General features: G+C 37.7%; 14 protein-coding genes and 1 pseudogene. 7 read left to right on the top strand and 8 right to left on the bottom strand.

The features are described from left to right. Nucleotides 1-288: 288 nt before the first annotated feature. Nucleotides 289-1,782 (bottom strand): M28 family peptidase, encoded by a 1,494-nt coding sequence (locus tag GJU39_RS04865; RefSeq protein WP_154279571.1) that lies wholly within the window; start codon nucleotides 1,780-1,782, stop codon nucleotides 289-291. Nucleotides 1,783-2,018: 236 nt separating this feature from the next. Between GJU39_RS04865 and typA the strand changes: the two genes are divergently transcribed. After that, nucleotides 2,019-3,824 carry a translational GTPase TypA gene (gene typA / locus GJU39_RS04860; RefSeq protein ID WP_154279570.1) on the top strand — a complete coding sequence of 602 codons (1,806 nt, stop codon included), beginning with the start codon at nucleotides 2,019-2,021 and terminating at the stop codon, nucleotides 3,822-3,824. A gap of 161 nt (nucleotides 3,825-3,985) precedes the next feature. Here the strand turns inward: typA and GJU39_RS04855 are convergent, their stop codons facing one another. Together GJU39_RS04855 and pnuC are read right to left on the bottom strand one after the other, a co-directional pair. Further along, entirely contained in the window at nucleotides 3,986-4,516 is a 531-nt protein-coding gene (locus GJU39_RS04855) for an ATP-binding protein (protein WP_342448178.1), read from the bottom strand. Beyond that, complete coding sequence (gene pnuC / locus GJU39_RS04850) at nucleotides 4,500-5,117, bottom strand: nicotinamide riboside transporter PnuC (protein ID WP_154279569.1); 618 nt, start codon at nucleotides 5,115-5,117, stop codon at nucleotides 4,500-4,502. The genes GJU39_RS04855 and pnuC overlap by 17 nt, the downstream gene beginning before the upstream one ends. A gap of 466 nt (nucleotides 5,118-5,583) precedes the next feature. Here pnuC and GJU39_RS04845 point away from each other — a divergent pair, with 466 nt between their 5' ends. Together GJU39_RS04845 and carB are read left to right on the top strand one after the other, a co-directional pair. Beyond that, nucleotides 5,584-5,901 carry a carboxypeptidase regulatory-like domain-containing protein gene (locus GJU39_RS04845; protein WP_167515637.1) on the top strand — a complete coding sequence of 106 codons (318 nt, stop codon included), beginning with the start codon at nucleotides 5,584-5,586 and terminating at the stop codon, nucleotides 5,899-5,901. A 351-nt stretch (nucleotides 5,902-6,252) separates the two neighbouring features. Continuing rightward, nucleotides 6,253-9,090 (top strand): carbamoyl-phosphate synthase large subunit, encoded by a 2,838-nt coding sequence (carB, locus tag GJU39_RS04840; protein WP_154279567.1) that lies wholly within the window; start codon nucleotides 6,253-6,255, stop codon nucleotides 9,088-9,090. Nucleotides 9,091-9,165: 75 nt separating this feature from the next. On the opposite strand, the gene GJU39_RS04835 is transcribed toward carB, so the two are convergent. Both GJU39_RS04835 and GJU39_RS04830 read right to left on the bottom strand, forming a co-directional pair. Continuing rightward, nucleotides 9,166-11,604, bottom strand: a complete 2,439-nt coding sequence (locus GJU39_RS04835; RefSeq protein WP_154279566.1) for a TonB-dependent receptor domain-containing protein — start codon at nucleotides 11,602-11,604, stop codon at nucleotides 9,166-9,168. A gap of 263 nt (nucleotides 11,605-11,867) precedes the next feature. Next, nucleotides 11,868-13,547 (bottom strand): dipeptidyl-peptidase 3 family protein, encoded by a 1,680-nt coding sequence (locus GJU39_RS04830; protein WP_154279565.1) that lies wholly within the window; start codon nucleotides 13,545-13,547, stop codon nucleotides 11,868-11,870. 114 nt (nucleotides 13,548-13,661) lie between these two features. On the opposite strand from GJU39_RS04830, the gene GJU39_RS04825 reads away from it, so the two are divergent. Next, complete coding sequence (locus tag GJU39_RS04825; RefSeq protein ID WP_154279564.1) at nucleotides 13,662-14,498, top strand: N-acetylmuramoyl-L-alanine amidase; 837 nt, start codon at nucleotides 13,662-13,664, stop codon at nucleotides 14,496-14,498. Between the two features lie 119 nt (nucleotides 14,499-14,617). Here GJU39_RS04825 and GJU39_RS24170 read toward each other — a convergent pair. The 3 genes and pseudogenes from GJU39_RS24170 to GJU39_RS04810 all read right to left on the bottom strand — a co-directional run bounded on the left by GJU39_RS24170 (nucleotide 14,618) and on the right by GJU39_RS04810 (nucleotide 17,065). Then, a pseudogene (locus tag GJU39_RS24170) lies at nucleotides 14,618-14,977 on the bottom strand (HepT-like ribonuclease domain-containing protein). Beyond that, nucleotides 14,970-15,269, bottom strand: coding sequence for a nucleotidyltransferase family protein (locus GJU39_RS04815; RefSeq protein WP_154279563.1), 300 nt, complete (start codon nucleotides 15,267-15,269; stop codon nucleotides 14,970-14,972). Before GJU39_RS04815 ends, GJU39_RS24170 begins: the two are co-directional and overlap by 8 nt. A 140-nt stretch (nucleotides 15,270-15,409) precedes the next feature. Further along, nucleotides 15,410-17,065 (bottom strand): glutamine--tRNA ligase/YqeY domain fusion protein, encoded by a 1,656-nt coding sequence (locus tag GJU39_RS04810; protein WP_154279562.1) that lies wholly within the window; start codon nucleotides 17,063-17,065, stop codon nucleotides 15,410-15,412. A 269-nt stretch (nucleotides 17,066-17,334) separates the two neighbouring features. On the opposite strand from GJU39_RS04810, the gene GJU39_RS04805 reads away from it, so the two are divergent. The 3 genes from GJU39_RS04805 (at nucleotide 17,335) to GJU39_RS04795 (ending at nucleotide 20,119) form a co-directional block, all read left to right on the top strand. After that, entirely contained in the window at nucleotides 17,335-17,754 is a 420-nt protein-coding gene (locus GJU39_RS04805) for a cobalamin B12-binding domain-containing protein (protein ID WP_154279561.1), read from the top strand. A 3-nt stretch (nucleotides 17,755-17,757) separates the two neighbouring features. Beyond that, nucleotides 17,758-18,537 (top strand): enoyl-CoA hydratase/isomerase family protein, encoded by a 780-nt coding sequence (locus GJU39_RS04800; protein ID WP_154279560.1) that lies wholly within the window; start codon nucleotides 17,758-17,760, stop codon nucleotides 18,535-18,537. A 169-nt stretch (nucleotides 18,538-18,706) separates the two neighbouring features. Beyond that, complete coding sequence (locus GJU39_RS04795; protein WP_154279559.1) at nucleotides 18,707-20,119, top strand: sigma-54-dependent transcriptional regulator; 1,413 nt, start codon at nucleotides 18,707-18,709, stop codon at nucleotides 20,117-20,119. The last annotated feature ends 38 nt before the right edge of the window (nucleotides 20,120-20,157 follow it).

Here is a 20,157-nt window from a genome sequence, read left to right as displayed (position 1 = left end):
AGACATCCAAAATGTTTATTTGGTTTTGTTCATTTCCGCTGGCCGGGATTTTTAATGTTATTTAATTTTTTTTGCCTATAGTAGCCATGGATTAGAAATCCATAGGTTAATTGATCCGGAAAAAATTTCCGGACCAACAGGTTAAAGAGCCTATTAGTTAGTTGGTCGGGATTTATTATTTTGGTCTAATCTTTTTAGGGATTTTTAATCTTTTTGCCTATAGCAGCCATGGATTAGAAATTTATAGGTCAATAGATTTGGGAAAAAATCCCGGATCAACAGGCTAACTTATCTCCTGTATTTAAAATCTGGATTCATGGCCGGCCGCGCTGTTGAATTGGAAACTTTCCAGGAGGTGCGGTACATCCATTCTGTCATTTTTTTTAGCTTTTTATAATCAATATGTTCAGGATCATCCTTTGGAGTATGGTAGTCAGGGTGTAATAAGGTGGTGTAAAAAACAGATGGAATGCCGAGTTTCAAAAACGGAGCATGGTCACTTCTATATAAAAAACCTTCTTTATGGTTCGGGTTATCCCAAACGGTATCCAGCTTAAATTTTGTGCTTTCATTATTTGCTTCGAGTGCCATTTTAGTTAGGAGTATAGAGGTATTATTTTCACCAAGCGTTCCCAAAATTGCCGCACTATCAATGGCATTTCTACCAATTAAATCTGCATTTAAAACGGCAACTATATCTTCCTTTTTAATTGTTGGATGCTGTGTATAATAAGTTGAGCCAAATAAATACGGCTCTTCAGCGCCAAAAGAAATAAATAGCTGAGATCTTTTTGCCGGCTTCTGATGATAAGCTCTGGCAATGGCCAACATCGCTACTACAGCACTTCCATTATCATCTGCGCCGTTATAGATCGAATCGCCATTTTGTGCTTCCCTCACACCCATGTGGTCGATATGACTGGTAATAAGTACATGCTCATTTTTCAATTTTGAATCCGCCCCTTCAATTTTGCCAATTAGATTTACAGATGGATATAAGAATGATTCGGTAATGATGTTTGCGCTGAAATGAGGCTTGTTACCTTTAAGCAAAGCCAGATCTTTATCCTGCATCCAAAATGCAGGCATATTTTCTGCGTACTGTGGCGTTTTAATGCCATTATCTAACCTGTAAATTCCTCTTTCAAAACGAACATGCACATGCTCAGACCAGCCTGTTTTTGTAAATTCATCCGCAGCTATAAATATAATGCCTTTTACCTTTTTATCTGCCAGTAAATTTCTGTATTTCAACATTGCCAGCCTTTGCATAAACCTTACTTTTGGGAAAGCAACATTCAAGTCGAGATCGTCATAAGTTGGGATTAAGGCAACCACTTTGTCGGCTAAATTGGCTGCACTTATCGCTTCTCTCGTGCCTTGGCCTATATATACAATATCCGCATCAATATTGCTCTGCAAGGTTTCTATGGATAAAATATCTTTCCAGAGCGTTAAGTTTTTATCCCCAATTTTTATGGTGCTTGCTGCGGAAACACGATTTCTTTGTACGTTAAAGAATTGAAAAAATGTTCCGTCGATTCCGGCCGGTTTCATTCCCGTTGCCCGCATTTGATCTGCCAGCCAAACTGCCGCTTTTAATTCATCAGGCGAGCAAAATTCCCTGCCCCTAAAACCATCGCCGGCGAAGGTGTATAAATCATTCTTTAAATCGATTTCTTTTATTGCAGACAGCCCTGCAGCTGCTGGCAGTTGTGCCTTTAAGGTGAAAATGCCGGCAAAACAAAAGATAATCAGAAGGGAATTTCGAAAATATTTCATAGTAAAGGGCTTGTTGATTAACAATAAGCAATTGTACGAAAAAACTTCATTGAATTATTTTGAGTGAAAACCACATTCCAATTTTAAATTTTTGAAAAATGGATGTAATTCATGGGAAAACGAAGATTCCGACTTTTCTAATTAAAAATGAGACAATTACAGCATTAAATAGTGTTCAATATAGTTGAAAATCCATTTCTAAACACTATCTTTGCGCCAAATTTGAGGCGCATTTTATGCAAAAGATTAGAAATATAGCTATTATAGCACACGTTGACCACGGTAAAACCACGTTGGTTGACAAGATTTTACACTCTTGTTCTATTTTTCGTGACAACGAACAAACAGGAGATTTGATATTGGATAATAACGATTTAGAGCGCGAGCGTGGTATCACTATCGTATCTAAAAACGTATCTGTGCAGTACAAAGATGTAAAGATTAACATTATTGACACTCCTGGTCACGCGGATTTCGGCGGTGAGGTAGAGCGTGTTTTGAAAATGGCAGATGGTGTACTTTTACTTTGCGATGCTTTTGAAGGTGCAATGCCTCAAACGCGTTTCGTAACGCAAAAAGCTTTAGCCCTTGGTTTAAAACCGATTGTGGTTGTAAATAAAGTGGATAAAGAAAACTGTCGCCCTGAAGAGGTTTATGAGCAAATTTTCGAATTGTTCTTTAACCTTGAAGCTACCGAAGAGCAATTGGATTTCCCTGTTATTTACGGTTCATCTAAACAAGGATGGATGAGTACTGACTGGCAAAAACCAACTACAGATATTTTCGCTTTATTGGATGCTGTTGTGGCTAACATTCCACCTGCTCCAATTAACGATGGTACTTTACAGATGCAAATTACTTCGTTAGATTATTCATCTTTCGTAGGTCGTATTGCAATTGGCCGTGTTCACCGTGGTACAATTAAAGAAAACCAACCGGTTACTTTAATTAAGCGCGATGGCAAAATTGTTAAAACCAGGGTAAAAGAACTGTATACTTTCGAAGGTTTAGGAAAAATCCGTACTACAGAAGTAAGTTCAGGTGATATTTGTGCGGTTGTAGGTATTGATGGCTTTGATATCGGTGATACCATTTCTGATTTTGATGCACCGGAACAATTACCTGTAATCAGTATCGATGAGCCAACAATGAACATGTTGTTTACCATTAACAACTCTCCATTCTTTGGTAAAGAAGGTAAATTGGTAACTTCTCAACGTATTAAAGAACGTTTGATCAAGGAAACGGAAAAAAACTTAGCTTTAAAAGTTATCGAAACTGCTTCTCCTGATTCATGGTTAGTTTACGGTCGTGGTATTCTCCATTTATCGGTATTAATCGAAACCATGCGTCGCGAGGGTTATGAAATTCAGGTTGGTCAGCCACAGGTTATCGTTAAAGAAATTGATGGTAAAAAACATGAGCCAATTGAAACATTAATTGTAGATGTACCAGGTGAAGTTTCTGGTAAAGTAATCGAATTGGTAACTCAGCGTAAAGGTGAGTTGTTAATTATGGAGCCAAAAGGCGATTTACAACACTTAGAATTCGAAATCCCATCTCGTGGTATTATCGGTTTACGTAATAACGTATTAACTGCTACTGCTGGTGAAGCGATTATGGCTCACCGTTTCAAAGCTTATGAGCCTTGGAAAGGTACTATTCCAGGTCGTTCTAACGGAGTATTGGTTTCAATGGATAAAGGTCAGACTACTGCTTATTCAATTGATAAGTTACAGGATAGAGGTCGTTTCTTTGTCGATCCGGGTGTTGATGTTTACGAAGGACAAATTATGGGTGAGCACATCCGTGATAACGACTTGGTTGTTAACATTGTCAAAGGTAAAGCTTTAACCAACATGCGTGCATCAGGTACTGATGATAATGCCCGTATTGCTCCGGCAATTAAATTCTCTTTAGAGGAAGCTATGGAATACATTCAGGCTGATGAGTACATCGAGGTTACACCGGCAAGTATGCGTTTACGTAAAATCTTCTTAACAGAACAGGAACGTAAAGTTAAAGGAAAACAATTCGTTTAAACCTTTTAAAATATAATACCAAAGCCCCGACCAAAATCGGGGCTTTTTGTGTTTTAATCGTTGGTCTATAATTTTCTCCCGAATGAGGGAGAGCCTAAAATAAGTGGAGTTAAATAAAACAAAATCGAGCGACGGATTTCATTTATCAGCTATTTGTTAAATTACTCAGCCAGGAAGCCATCAATGGCTTTAATTGCATTTTGTATTCGTAGATCACCCAGGTCGCTAATTACCTGATAGTTAGCGTTTAATGCATTTAGTTCCTGATGCCACACTTCCATAAAATATTCTCGTTGGTGCGGAAAATCACGAAGTGGATCATCCTGCCATGGAAGATCAATATCCATCAGCAAATAAAGATCATACGGCCTTTTTGGTAATGCATCTAAAACCAGTTGTGGTGTTTCGCCAAGCATTTCATCGCTCCAGATTTTTACCGTAACGAAGGTGGTGTCGCAAATAATAAAGTCGCTTTCAGTGGTAACTAATATGGCATCTTCCAATGCTATTTGTCCATAAAACATGTTTACCTCATCCTGCAAAGTATAGGGTGTAGTTAAGTTTTCACAATAGTATCGCGCATATTCCGGTACCCATGACACTTTGTAATGCTTTGCCAAAAGCTGAGACATGGTAGACTTGCCCGTGCTCTCGGGGCCAACGATGGCTATTTTCTTAATTGATTTGTTCACGATAGGTTTTTCTCCAATCTAAATAACCCTTAAAGGCAATGATAATTAATACCACATATAACAGGGCACTTAGATTTAGGTTTTTATAGATAAATAAAGGGACATAGCAAATGTTTACAAACACCCAGAGTAACCAGTTTTCAAGTATTTTTCTGGTGAGCAGAAACTGCGCAACAAAGCTGACTGAGGTGCAAAATCCATCTGCATAGGGTACGGTACTATTGGTGAAACTGGCCATAAACCAACCCAGAAAGATGCTCAATGCCAGAACGAAAATAATAACCAGAAGCCAATATTTTGTGGCCAGCCTAGTAATCGGTTTACTGTGCGCTACTTGGTTTGTGATCCAGAAGTACCAGCCGTAAAATGCGGTAAAGAGGAAATAAATCTGAAGCGTCATATCTCCGTACATGGCTTCTCCGAAAAATAAAAAACCATAAGATATTACACTTATAATAGAAATTGGCCAGTTCCAGATACTTTCTTTAGCGGCAAGGTAAATGCAAATAAAGCCGGTAACTACAGCAACCCATTCTAAAGCAGTGGTTTGGTGCAGCTGCGACAATAAGAACTTAAAAAATGATGCTTGTAACACGACCATATAGATCAAATGTAGGAGAAAAAGCCATAAAAGAAAAAATCCGGCTGAGGAGGGCTCCTCAAACCGGATAATAAACCAAACAAACTATTTATGAAGAAATCCTCATTGCGGTTAACTACTCCGCGAGGAAGCTTTAGATCTTTTTCTAAAGTATATACAAAACGCATATATGTTCTGCTTATTACAAGATTTTTGCCAATATTAGGGAAAAGCATCTTTCATGACTTAGACATGACTTCGTGTTCTTTTAACACTATATTAATGTTACGTTTTAACATTATTTTAACGATTGTTTATTACTTTAGCGGTCGTTTTACAGAGAATACGCCAATTTGTGATGCGCCTGAATGGGTTATCTGTTTCTTAAAAATGCTACAGTGTTCTATTTCTGCGACAAACAAATTAGTTATACGATCGGTTTAATATGGGTTCCATGAAATGGCATTTAAGAACTAAAATAAATTATATGAAAAAGCTGAGTGTTTTTTGCGTCGCCTTAATTCTGTCTTCTATTTTGTTTGTTGCTTTTACATTTGTTAAAGCTGGTGGGATTATTGGCAGGGTTAGTCCTCCAGATGCTGTCGCCGGTGTTTCGCTTGTTGCAGGTTCGGATACAGTTAAAATACAGGTTAATCAGGGCGCTTTTTCCTTTATCAATTTGAAAGAAGGTGTGTATAACATTTTGATAAAGGCAAATGCACCATATAAAGATGCTGTTATTGAGAATGTAGCTGTAAAAGACAGTACGACTACAGACTTGGGAGAAATTAAATTACAGCAATAATTAAAATCAAAAAAGGAGCACATGCTCCTTTTTTGATTTTATGCATTTTTATTATCATTTATTTATTGTTTTAGATCTAGTCCCTTCCCCATCATTTTAGGTGACAATTAATGATTTCATCATCCAAATTTAATGTGCTTATGCGAGTTAAATCAGCCATGCTTTAATGTATTTTCAATGCACATTTTAATTTTGAAAAATTAAATTAAAAAACGCTTCAAAAAACCTATCTTTGCATCCCGACAGAACAGTTGGGATTTTTCTTCTTACAAGCACAAAATCTCGTTGCTTTCATGGTTTCAAAATGGAGCCAATTTACTTTAGAATTTTAATCATTGTTTAAGCTTTATCATGCCTAAAGACACTTCAATACGCTCAGTATTAATCATCGGATCAGGACCTATCATTATTGGCCAGGCCTGTGAATTTGACTACTCGGGTTCGCAAGCGGCACTTTCTTTAAAAGAAGAAGGGATTACCGTTTCCATTATCAACTCCAATCCGGCTACGATTATGACGGATAAGGTAATCGGGGATCATGTTTACCTGAGACCTTTATCAGTTGATTCGATCGAAGAGATTTTGCAAGAGCACATTGCTTCTTCTGATCTGCCAAAAATTGATGCTGTATTACCTACAATGGGTGGCCAAACGGCACTAAACCTTTGTAAAGAAGCAGAAGAACGTGGCGTTTGGGAAAAATATGGTGTGAAGGTTGTTGGGGTTGATGTTGATGCGATTGAGAAAACCGAAAACCGTGAATCTTTCCGCCAGTTAATGGTGGATATAGGCGTAGGAGTGGCAGAGTCGAAAATTGCCAATTCTTTCTTAGAAGGTAAAGAAGCTGCCCAGCTAATCGGCTTTCCGTTAGTAATTCGTCCATCTTATACCTTAGGTGGTTCCGGTGGTGGTTTTGTGCACAAAAAAGAAGAATTTGATGCCGCACTTAAACGTGGTTTAGAAGCTTCTCCAACGCATGAGGTTTTAGTAGAGAAAGCCGTTTTAGGCTGGAAAGAATACGAGTTAGAGTTATTGAGAGATAGCAACGACAACGTAATCATTATCTGTTCGATTGAAAACTTCGATCCAATGGGAATCCACACAGGAGATTCGATCACGGTAGCACCAGCAATGACTTTATCTGATCGTTGTTACCAGGATATGCGTAACCAGGCCATTAAAATGATGCGTGCTATCGGTAACTTTGCTGGTGGTTGCAACGTTCAGTTCTCTGTTAACCCTGCAGATGATTCCATTATCGCCATAGAAATTAACCCACGTGTATCTCGTTCATCGGCTTTGGCAAGTAAGGCAACGGGTTATCCAATCGCTAAAATTGCAGCGAAACTGGCAATCGGTTACAACCTTGATGAAATAGAAAATCAAATTACCAAAACAACTTCGGCATATTTTGAGCCTACGTTAGATTACGTAATTGTGAAAATCCCTCGCTGGAATTTCGACAAATTTAAAGGTGCCAATAAAGAACTTGGTTTACAGATGAAATCTGTTGGTGAGGTAATGGCAATCGGCCGTACTTTCATTGAGGCACTGCAAAAAGCTTGTCAGAGTTTAGAAATAAACCGCGCAGGTTTAGGTGCAGATGGCAGGCAAGTCCGCAATATCGAAGAAATTATGGATGGTCTGGAGCATGCTTCATGGAACCGTTTGTTCTTAATAAAAGATGCCATGACAATGGGTGTGCCTTTGGAATCTATCCGTAAGGTAACCAAAATTGATAAGTGGTTCTTAAACCAAATTCAGGAGCTTGTTGCCTTGGAGATTGAGCTAAAAAGATATTCTTTAAATAACATCCCTCAGGATTTTTTCTTCACCCTTAAACAAAAAGGTTTCTCTGATATTCAGATTGCCTGGTTGCTAGGAAATGTAACGGAGGATGAAGTTTACGATCGCCGTAAAGCCTTAGGTATAAATAGGGTATACAAAATGGTTGATACCTGCGCCGCGGAATTCCCGGCACAAACACCATATTACTACTCTTCATTTGATGAAGAAAATGAATCTATCCCTTCGGAAAATAAAAAAGTGATTGTTCTGGGCTCTGGTCCGAACCGTATTGGTCAGGGGATCGAATTTGATTATTCATGTGTGCACGGTTTATTAGCTGCGAAAGAATCTGGTTTCGAAGCCATTATGGTAAATTGTAACCCTGAAACGGTTTCTACAGATTTTAACATGGCCGATAAGTTATACTTCGAGCCGGTTTTCTGGGAACACGTTCGTGAAATTATCGAGTTAGAGAAACCAGTGGGCGTAATTGTTCAGTTAGGTGGCCAAACGGCGCTTAAAATGGCGGAGAAATTAACGCAGATTGGGGTTAAAATTATCGGAACATCTTTCGAGAATATGGACATTGCTGAAGATCGTGGTCGCTTTTCAGATTTGTTAAAAGAATTAAACATCCCATATCCGAAATATGGGGTAGCGGAAAACGCTGAAGAAGCAATTGTAGTTGCTAATGAAGTAGGTTATCCGGTTTTGGTTCGCCCGAGTTATGTATTAGGCGGACAAGGAATGAGCATCGTAATTAACGATGAAGACCTCGAAAAAGCAGTAGTGAAATTATTAGGTGATTTACCCGGGAACCGTGTATTGATTGATCACTTTTTAGACCGGGCAGAAGAAGCTGAATCTGATTCAATTTCTGATGGTGATGATGTTCACATTGTGGGTATGATGGAACACATCGAGCCTGCAGGTATTCACTCAGGCGATTCATTCGCGGTACTCCCTACTTTTAGCTTGCCAGAAACGGTAACGAAGGCAATGGAAGAGTATTCGATCAAAATTGCAAAAGCTTTAGATGTACGTGGCTTATTGAACATTCAGTTTGCCATCAAGGATGAAAAAGTTTATGTAATCGAAGCGAATCCAAGAGCGTCACGTACGGTTCCTTTCATTGCGAAAGCTTACGATGTTCCTTATATCAATATTGCAGCTAAAATTATGTTAGGTGTAGCAAAATTGAAAGATTTTACCATTGTTCGTAAACTAAAAGGTTATGCCATTAAAGAACCTGTTTTCTCTTATGATAAATTCCCTGAAGTTCAGAAAGAGTTAGGTCCTGAAATGAAATCAACAGGTGAAGCGATTCGTTTTATCAAAGATCTGGAAGATCCTTACTTCCGTAAGCTGTACAAAGATAAATCAATGTATCTAAGTAAATAATAAGAGCTAAAGGCGATGGAAACATCGCCTTTTTTGTTTATTGCCATGGGCTTAAGCCCATGGCAATAATGATAATTAATTCTTCATCCTGTTTTGCTCAGCTTCTGTTCCCGTAGCACGGCGACGGGCGGGTTTAATCTCTTTACCAAAACGGTAAGTGAAACTGATTCTCCCAATCTGGCTTTCATTTTTCTGATGTACCTCATATTTCAAACCAGGATATGCACTTGAAATATCGTTTTTATACATATTGAAAATATCTGATAAAGCCAGTTTCAAAGTTGCCTTTTTATCAAAAAGCGATTTACTTAAACCCGCATCAATAGAGTAACGTGCTTTAATTCGAAGTGTGCCGTAATCTAAAGGAGACTCGTAACTTCCGTTTAGTTCCCCCGTAAGGCCATTGGCAATGGTAAAACTTTGCTGAGATTTAAACTGGAAAGATGTTTTACCCGTTTTTAAAGCTACACCAGCCAAATCAGGTGCTTCGAAGCTTAGGTAGAAAACGTTCAGATTGTTGTTCATAGACCACCACTTCGCTACCTGAACAGGGATATTTAAATTTGCGTTATAACTGGTATTTTTAGCAAGATTTTCATTTGTTTGAAATAATGCTTTCTGCGCAGAATCTGGTAACAAAACTTCTGTAATTACATCATTAGTTCTGCTGTAACCAACCGAAAGCAAATATTTCTGCATAAAAGTGTAACTCAACTCTACATTGTTGGTGTATTGAGGTTTTAGAAATGGATTACCTTTATTGTAGGTGTATTGATCAAGGTAATAAATAAACGGATTTAAGGCATCATAACTTGGGCGGTCTATTCTGCGGCTGTAGGAGAAACCCAACTGATGGTTTTTTGAAAGCGTTTGCTGCACAAATAGCGTAGGGAAAAAATCAAAATAATCTCTTTCTACTACCGTATTTGTGGTAACGAGGTTTCCTTTAGAATTGGTTTGCTCAACTCTTAAACCAAGCTGAATACTGGTGTTTTTAAACTGTTTATTAATATTTGTATAAGCCGCATTTACGTTCTCATCGTAAATAAACTGATTGCTGCGGCGAACATCGTTTTGCCAGATATTGTTAACCAACTCTTCTGCCTGCAAATCGTTATCTGTTTTTACCCAGCTACTTTTTATGCCGGCTTCCAGTTTGATTGTTTTACTCAAACCAACTTTATAATCAACCTTAAAAGCTTTGATGTCAATTTTCGATGGTGTACCATTTCTGGTATAATTTACCGGGCGAATTCTGTTTCCATTGGCGAACATGTAATCATTTTCATATTCGGAACCGTCGTTTCCATTGTATTTCGAATAATCAAAATCTGCAGAAATTTCAGAGTCTGCAGTATCCAAAACCGATTTATAATTAAGGTTATAAGACACATTATTATATTTGTTCGTTTGCAGGCTGTTGGATATTAACGTTGAATCTACCTGCTGAAAAGACGGACCAATTAAGGTATTGTTTTTAGAAGCTTCTGTTCCATTGTTAAAATAACCGTTTACTAACACGCCTATAGTATTATTCTTGTTGATAAAATAATCTAAACCGGCTTTAAAATTATTGTTTTGCTGCTTCCTTAAGCTAGATCCAGACTGCATGAAATAAGTATCAGGCGTGCCGTTTGAGATCCGGTCAATGGTGATGATATTCTCCCGTGTGGTATTTCCATAGTTGTAGTTTCCGAACAGATTGAGTTTTTTCGTCCTATGATTCAGGTTTATGCCCGTATTGCCTCTAAAGTTTTTACCATAACCAGCCGTTGCGTTGATGCTTCCATTGGTGCCGCCAGCTTTGTTTTTCTTGGTTCTGATATTGATGATTCCGGAGTTTCCGGCTGCATCATATTTGGAAGATGGATTCGTGATCAGCTCTATCGTTTCGATTTCTGAACTCTGCATATTTCGAAGTAAATTGGCAACATCGGCGCTGCTCATGTAGGTTTGTTTTCCATCGAGCTGAATTAATACGCCTTGTTTGCCCTGCATTGAAATGTTATCATTCTGATCAACCGAAACACCAGGTGCTTTCTGTAAAACTTCCAGCGCATTTGATCCTGTCATGATTGCGCTGCTGGAAACGTTCATAACTACTCTATCCATTTTCCGCTCAATTAAGGGCTTGGTTATGGCAATGCTAACTTCTTTTAAATTTTGGGTGCTCGAAACAAGGGCCGCTGAACCAAAATCTACTTTCTGATTTTCATTAGCAAGTGTAATGATTTTACTTTTAATCGTGTTATAGCCCATATTGCTGGCTTTGTAAAAATAAAGCCCTTTTGTACTTACGTAAAAGCCGAAGACACCATTCTGATCTGTGAAACTGGTTTTTACAATGCTGGAGTCTGCTGCTTTATATAGTACTACAGTTGCGTAATCTACTGGTTTTTTATTCTCGTCGAGGATGGTTCCTGTTACGTTAACCTTTGGAGTAGTTTGTGCAAACAAACTCATAGAAGAGAAAGTAGCGATGGTGAAAAGTGATATTTTGTAAAAAAAATTCATTTGTTTTGGTCTTAAGTTTTAAAAATTTGGCAAAATGTTTTCCATAACGCATGTGCATACGTTTTCCATTTTTTTGCCTTCTTGTTTAAAGTTTGGCTCGGAACGAATAGTTCCCGCTGTTTAGTTATTAATCAGACGACCGTTTTTTTAAAAGGTTACGGGTTTTTTTAAAAAAAAGAAAAACCCCTGAAATAAAGATACCTAGCGACCTTTAATTCAGGGGTTTATCATGTTCGCCCAAAGCGGCGTTGGATTTTATACTTTTATTTTACGCCTAAAACGTCCACGCCTTGTTCAAAAACAATGTCAACCGGAATGTTTTTTCTAGTCAGGCGATCTAAATCTTGCTGAAGTGTAGCAGGGATAACTGCTTTCTCTTTTTGTGTTTTCTCTACAGCAGCCTTATCACCGTTTCCTTGTAAAGTAATAATGAATGCACTTAATTCATTCATAGCGGAGCCAAACTTCTCGAAATTAACTTTATATGTTCCTTTGGATGTACGCTCGAAAGCACCCTTTTCTGCAAAGTAGTTAAAGCATTGCATGTTTGCTTTGCCATGAGCTTCTGAAACACCAAAGCGAACAGAACGCAGAATACCTGCCATGAAGGTAGTGTAGTAATCTTTAATATCGCCCTGAAGTTCACCTTTCTTTAGTAAACCGGTAACCATGTACAGACCTAAAATATCGGCTTTGCCTTCTTCCAGCCAGCTATATTGTTCTTTTAAAGCTTCGCGAACAAAGCCTTTTCCGGTAATTGTTTTTTTGATGCCTAAACCATGGGCAACTTCGTGAAACATCACATTGGCAAAAAAAGCATCGAACTTTATATATTTCTGTTGGTCTGCATCAATTAATTCTTTAGATATTGGCAGCAGAATTTTATCAAATTTTGCTTGCATTGCGTTTTTTAGCTGCGAGCGGCGGGTTCCTTTTTCCTGCTGAATTTTTTCATCATTGGGTAAGTTAACAGCAATGGTTTTAGATCCTGCATTGCAATCGCCGGCATAATAAACTACGTCGTAAGCATTAAGTTCAGAATCTGTGCCAGGCGTTTCTTTTTTATACTTTGCCGGCACAGGAAGGTTCTTTTGCAACTCTGGTAAAAGCTTTACGTATTTCTCCAGGCGTTTACTCCATTCCTTGTCTTTAATTAAAACATAAGCTTCGTAGCTGGTCCGGGCATTGAAAAGTTTATCCTCATAATTTTCAATCGGACCAATAATGATATCCAGTCCGTTTGTTTTCATATCCAGCCAGGCATAATCACTCGCCGTAAACTTATCTGTTACCAGGGCATCTGCGCGCAGGTTTAAATATTTTTTTAAGCCGGCATCTTCAGCAATTAGTGCTGCTTGTTTCAATAGAGAACTTGCCCTTTGTAACTCAGATGCAAATAACACATGGTATGGCACGGTGATAAATTTTCCGGTACTATCCTTTTTTATTACCGAATAAGCACCGTATTTATCAGCTAAATCTGCCTTTTCAATTTCTTCTTTCTTAACGCCTATTGGATAAAAGGATGCCCCCTCCGGTTTATTTCCCACACCTGCAACGAAAGGCTTCTCATTATTGAGTCTATCCCAGGGACCATAATTAATGTTTACGAATTCACGGGTTTTTTCATCCTTAATTGTAGCCATCAGACTATCGCGTTGCGGATAAGCTTGTTTCCAGTAAAGTTCGTCCATAATCTCAGCGGCCTGGATCAGAAGGGGTAAAATCTTCCGGTCGTTAACGCTCAGTTGGTTAAGGTTGGTGGTCAGTTTTACCCTCTCATATACAGGGAGTCTGTTGGCAACATAATCCGTTAAGCTATCTTTTTGTACCACCGTTGTTTTTTCTTCAGTAGGTTTGCCTGTATTGGTACAAGCAGAAAATAAACTGGCAGAGCAGGCTATTGCAGAGAGAAAGAGTATGGGTTTGTATAGTTTCTTCATTATTACAAAATATCGTTGCTAAATTACTAAAATTTGAAAGCTTTGTATAAAGTTTGATGTATTGGATGAAGTTTAGTATAACTTTGTAACTTCATATTCTATTAAAATATTACCATGTTTCCAGTAAAATTTCATTCTTTCCGCGGCGCTTCTATTTTAACATTGGCCTTACTTATTTCTGCATGCAGCACGAATAAATATGCTGCAACAGAAAAAATTTATAAGCAAAAGACAAAAGATTTTGCAGCCATCATTTCTGCTGCGCCACCTGCAGGCCAGTTGTATGATTTAGCTAATCCAACAAATCAAACCTGGGTTGGTTCTGTAAATTTTGGAATCCGAAAACCTAATTTTGTGATCCTTCACCATACCGCGCAAGATAGTTTAGCACAAACCATTAAAACATTTCACTCTACCAAAGCAGCTACGAGTGCGCATTATGTAATTAGCAGGGATGGAAAAGTAGTGCACATGGTAAATGATTATTTACGATCTAACCACGCCGGTGTAGGTAAATGGGGAAAAGATACAGATTTGAACTCTTCATCAATTGGGATAGAGTTAGATAATAACGGAACAACAGATCCATGGCCGGATGCACAGATAAATAGCCTGGTTAAATTATTGGAGACTTTAAAGAAAACCTATAACATCCCAACGGCAAATTTTATCGGTCATTCTGATATTGCTCCAAAACGCAAGCCCGATCCTAATAAGTTTCCATGGAAAAAACTGGCCTTAAAGGGCTTTGGTTATTGGTATGATGATGTGCTTCAAAACCCACCTGTAAATTTCGACGGGCCAAATGCATTAAAATTAATGGGTTATGATACCAGCGATTTGAATGCTGCTATTATTGGTTTTAAACGCCATTTTATACAAAGTGATATTACACCGAAACTAACACCGGTAGATTTGTTGGTGTTGTATAATGTTTATACTAAGTATTAAATTGATTTTGAATGAAGCTCGAAGTTAATTATCTGTTATTATGATATTTATCGGGTCTAATTCGCAATGATTAAATAATTGTTCTTTCGCTCCCTTATTTTAGGTTGTACAATTACAAGTCAGCTATAAGGCAGGTTGTTTTCTAGAAGATTATCTATTTCTAATTTAAGTTTTGGAAGGTGGTTGATTAATATAGACCAAATACTTTCATCAGATATATTATCATAGGCATGAATAACTTGATTTCTAAGACCTACGATTAATTTTGCATCAGTAATTTTGATTTAAAACTCAACATCTCTTGTTAAAATTCGATTCATTGCTTCTCCAATTATTTCAAGATCTCGCTCAACAGCGCGTTTTAACATTACATTTTTACGGTATTTGAAAAAGTCTTTCGGGTATTCAAGAAAGTATCCTTCAATTTCTGTTATCGCAATTTTAATATCAAAAAGCCACTTAATAATTCTCTCATCCATAAACAAGTTCCTTATTGCGGTCTATGGACTTAATTAATATTGGATTTTTTAATGTTTGTTCTTCAATCAGGTCTACGTTACGTTTAAAAAGGCTTCGTAAGTTCTCTTTGAAATTAAAGTAGTTATCAAAATATCCTGAAAGCTCTATATCCTTAAATCTCACCAGAAAGTCTATATCGCTTTTGTCATTAAAATCCGAATTCAGGGCCGAACCAAAAAGATACATTTTATCTACATGATGGGTATTACAAAGTTCTTTTATGCTATCAATATGATTTTCAATCACTTTCATTAATTCAAATTTAACTAAATTTTTGTAATGATAATGTTGTATGTATTAAACGCCATTTTTAGCTCAATGCTTTTTCTGAAAAATGTCATAAAAAAACACGGATAAGATTAATTTATCCGTGTTTTTTTATTAAGAAAAATCTATTTTGCCTTCTTAAAAGTATCTTTTAAGGTAACCGTCCGGTTGAAAACCAATTTATCTGCTGTCGAATCTCTATCTAAACAGAAATAACCTTTTCTAATGAACTGATAACGGCCGTCTAAATCTGCGTCAGCTAAAGCTGGTTCAATATAAACGCTTGGAAGAACGGTTAAGCTTTCCGGATTTAAATAATCTTTGAAATCTCCTTCTTCGGCATCTGGTGTTTCTGACGTGAATAAGCGATCGTATAACCTAATTTCTGCGGTTTTAGCATGCTGTGCACTCACCCAGTGAATCGTTCCTTTCACATTAATGCCACTGGTATCATTCCCGCTTTTTGATTCCGGAATGTAAGTACAGTGAATCTCTGTTACATTTCCATTTTCATCTTTCACAAAATCTTCGCACTTTACAATGTAGGCGAATTTTAAACGAACCATTGTACCTGGTGCCAAACGGAACCATTTCTTTGCAGGTACTTCCATAAAATCTTCACGCTCAATCCACAGTTCATTGCTGAAAGGGATTATACGGGTGCCACCACCATCTTCAGCTTCAGGATTGTTTTCGCCGATCAAATTTTCTGTTCCTTTTTCATAATTGGTAATTACCAATTTTATCGGATCTAAAACCGCCATCACACGGTTAGCAGATTTATTTAAATCTTCACGGATACAAAACTCCAGTAAACTCAATTCAATCAGGTTTTCGCGTTTTGCAATCCCGATACGGTCGCAAAATTCACGAACACTTTTAGGTGTAAAGCCTCTCCTGCGTAAACCAGATATGGTTGGCATCCGGGGATCATCCCAGCCGTTAACTAAATTTTCATTTACCAACTGCAACAGTTTACGCTTACTCATTACTGTCGAAGTAAGGTTTAAACGCGCAAACTCATACTGTTTAGATGGAAAAATCTCTAATTTTTCGATAAACCAATCGTATAATTCACGGTGTGAAACGTATTCTAAAGTACAAATAGAATGCGTGATGTTTTCGATACTATCGCTCTGTCCATGTGCAAAATCATACATAGGATAAATGCACCATTTGTTGCCTGTACGGTGATGTTCTGCATGTTTAATGCGGTAAATAATTGGGTCTCGCATCAACATATTCGGACTCGCCATATCGATTTTCGCCCGTAAAATATAGGCGCCATCAGCAAATTCACCATTTTTCATTCTGGTAAAAATGTCTAAATTCTCTTCAATGCTGCGATTCCGGTACTGGCTATCCTGACCAGGTTCTGTTGGCGTGCCTTTTAAAGCGGCAATTTCATCAGCAGAACTTTCATCAACATATGCTAAACCCTTCTCAATGAGTTTAATAGCAAAAGAATATAATTCATCAAAATAATCTGATGCATATAATTCATTCTTCCAGTTAAAGCCCAGCCATTTAATATCTTCCTGTTGACTATTTACATATTCGGTTTTTTCGGTAACCGGGTTGGTATCATCAAAACGCAAGTTGGTATAACCGCCGTATTTTTGTGTTAATCCGAAGTTTAAACATATCGCCTTCGCATGCCCAATGTGTAAATAACCGTTAGGCTCTGGCGGAAAACGCGTAACTAAAGTTTCGTACTTACCATTATTTAGGTCGTTCTCAATAATTTCTTCAATAAAGTTCAATGACTTTTCTTCACTCATAAAAACCTGTAAATTAGGAATGCAAAGTTAAAAAGATTGAGCATAATAAGGTAAGGAATAGTAAATAGATGAGCGGAAAAAGGGAATAGAAAATGGATAATGAAAAAAAAAGGAAATAGAAAACCGGTAATAGGAAATATAAAATAAGGAGAGACCTATTCTGGCACCTGTGCCTTTTATCTATTTCCCATTTCTCCCTTTATATTTCCACACTAGCTATTTCCTTATCTCCCCAAAATCGATACATTTACATCAACTTAATATTCACTATGAGCAAAGTATTAAACAGGCCAATACGTGTTTTGGTTGCTAAGGTAGGCTTGGATGGCCATGATAGAGGTGCCAAGGTAATTGCGACTTCGCTAAGGGATGCTGGCATGGAAGTGATTTATACAGGCTTGCGCCAAACCCCGGAAATGGTAGTGAATACGGCATTGCAGGAAGATGTAGATGCCATCGGAATATCTATTCTCTCTGGCGCACACATGACTGTTTTTCCTAAGATTATCAATTTCATGAAAGAAAAGCAGTTAGATGACGTGTTGTTAACCGGAGGAGGAATTATACCTGAAGCAGACCGTAAAAAGCTTGCTGAAATGGGTGTTGGAGAACTATTCCCTCCGGGAACTACCATGGCAAGTATTGTAGAATATATTCAAAATTGGGTTATAGAAAACAGAAATTTTTAAACTATGGCATATCAGAATTTAATTTCAGAAATAAAAGAAAATATACTTTACGTTACCATAAACCGTGAAAAAGCATTAAACGCTTTAAATAAAGCCACACTTACCGAACTTGCTGATGTAATTGCCTACGCGGACAAAACTGCAGAGGTTAGGGGAGTGATCCTCACCGGGGCAGGTGAAAAAGCTTTTGTTGCTGGTGCAGACATCAAAGAGTTCGCTGATTATACAGGGGAACAAGGAGAGGGCTTAGCCAGAGAAGGACAGATCAATGTTTTTGATGCGATTGAAAATTCGACCAAGCCCTTCATTGCCGCCATAAATGGTTTTGCATTAGGCGGAGGTTTGGAACTGGCGATGGCCTGCCACATGCGGGTAGCATCAGAAACTGCAAAATTAGGATTGCCTGAAGTAACGCTGGGTTTAATTCCGGGTTATGGTGGCACACAAAGATTAACCCAGCTCGTTGGAAAAGGAAAAGCAATCGAATTAATCACTACAGCGGGAATGGTTACAGCAAGTGAAGCCTTAAAAATTGGCTTAGTGAATCATACTGTAGCGCAAGCAGATTTAATGGTTAAAGCAGAAGAAATATTGAACCTGATTAAACAACGTGCTCCGCTAGCCGTGGCAGCTGCAATAAAATCTATTAATGCATCCGTTAATGAAGGTAACGGCTTTGAGATCGAAATAGCCGAGTTTGGAAAGTGTTTCGAAACAAAAGATTTTAAGGAAGGGGTATCTGCATTTATTGATAAGCGCAAAGCTTTTTTTAAAGGGAATTAGAAAAAAGCAGTTGATTAATTGCGTTTTTACATTAATTGAGGAAATATTCCCCGGTTAAAAACGTTTAAGCGGATAATGTGTCTCCATACCATTCTATGGTGTCACGCTCTCCAAAATGTTTCTATTCGCCAACATGGAGATCTTTTAGCCAAACTACCGTGTATCGCTCATGAAAAAGAAGATTTTAATAGTAGATGATGAAGTCAATATAGGATTGCTACTTTCAAAATTCCTCACCAGAGATGGCTTTGAAGTTACCAATGCTATCTCCGGAGCTTCTGCACTGGAATTTCTCTCTAGAGAAACATTTGATCTAATTCTTTGTGATTATCGCCTTCACGATACAGACGGGCGTGAAATTTTAATAAAAGTAAAAGAAAACTATCCTTCTACCAGCGTAATCATTATTACAGGATATTCTGATATTAAACTTGCTGTTGAGTTGATTAAACTTGGGGCATATGATTACATCACTAAACCGCTTTACCCTGATGAGATTTTAAATACCATTAAAAAAGCATTGGCAGCTCAAAAAACTTTAAAAGAAACAAAAAACAGTACAGATAGCAGCGCCAACAAAGAGCATGAACCTGATGATGTTAATGATGATGAATATATCGATGGGGAAAGTGAGGCATCATCCAGCTTATTTAAGCAGATCCAACTCATTGCACCAACCTCTTATAGCATCATCTTAACGGGCAAAAGCGGTACAGGTAAAGAATGTGTAGCCAAAACTATTCATTCAAATAGTTTAAGGAGGGAAAAACCCTTTGTGGCAATGGACTGTGGATCGTTAACCAAAGAACTTGCCACAAGTGAGTTTTTTGGGCATGAAAAAGGAGCATTTACCGGTGCGTTATTTACGAAAATAGGACATTTTGAGCAGGCAAACGGAGGGACGCTATTTTTAGATGAGGTGGGTAATCTATCTTATGAAATCCAGGCAACGCTATTAAGAGCCGTTCAGGAACGGAAGGTGAAGCGAATTGGTAGTACTAAAGAAATTGAACTTGATGTAAGAATCATTGTGGCAACCAACGAAGACCTTGCTGAAAATATAGATAAGGGCACCTTCAGAGAAGATTTATTTCATCGCTTTAATGAGTTCTCTATTCATTTGCCATCATTGAAAGAACGCGGGAACGACATTTTAATTTTTGCTAATAAATTTCTCGCAGTTGCTAACACCGAACTCAATAAAAAAATAAGGGGTTTTTCTGAAGGAGTTAAAAAATGCTTTCTTAATTACGGCTGGCCAGGTAACGTACGCGAATTACGGAACGTAGTAAGAAGATTAGCACTGCTAACAGAAAGCAATGAAATTCAGGTAGATGTTTTACCTTTAGAGCTACTGAATTACGTTAAAGTTTGCGAACCTGATAAACCGCTTGTTCAAATGAAAGCTGATATTGCAGATAAGCCACTCGGTTTAAAAAATGCAGCACAGGAAGCAGAATATGATGCTATTTTAAGTGTTTTAATTAAAGTGAATTTCAATAAAACCAAAGCCGCACAGATATTAAAAATAGATCGGAAAACACTTTACAATAAAATGAAAGGCATTAGATTAGATGGCTAACCGCAATCTGATTAATGTTAAAACAAATTGGTTGCTTT

This window comes from Pedobacter petrophilus (assembly GCF_009674725.1).
Classification (GTDB): Bacteria; Bacteroidota; Bacteroidia; order Sphingobacteriales; family Sphingobacteriaceae; genus Pedobacter; species Pedobacter petrophilus.
The sequence above is the reverse complement of the archived record's forward strand: the minus strand, read 5'-3'. Positions and strand labels throughout refer to the sequence as shown.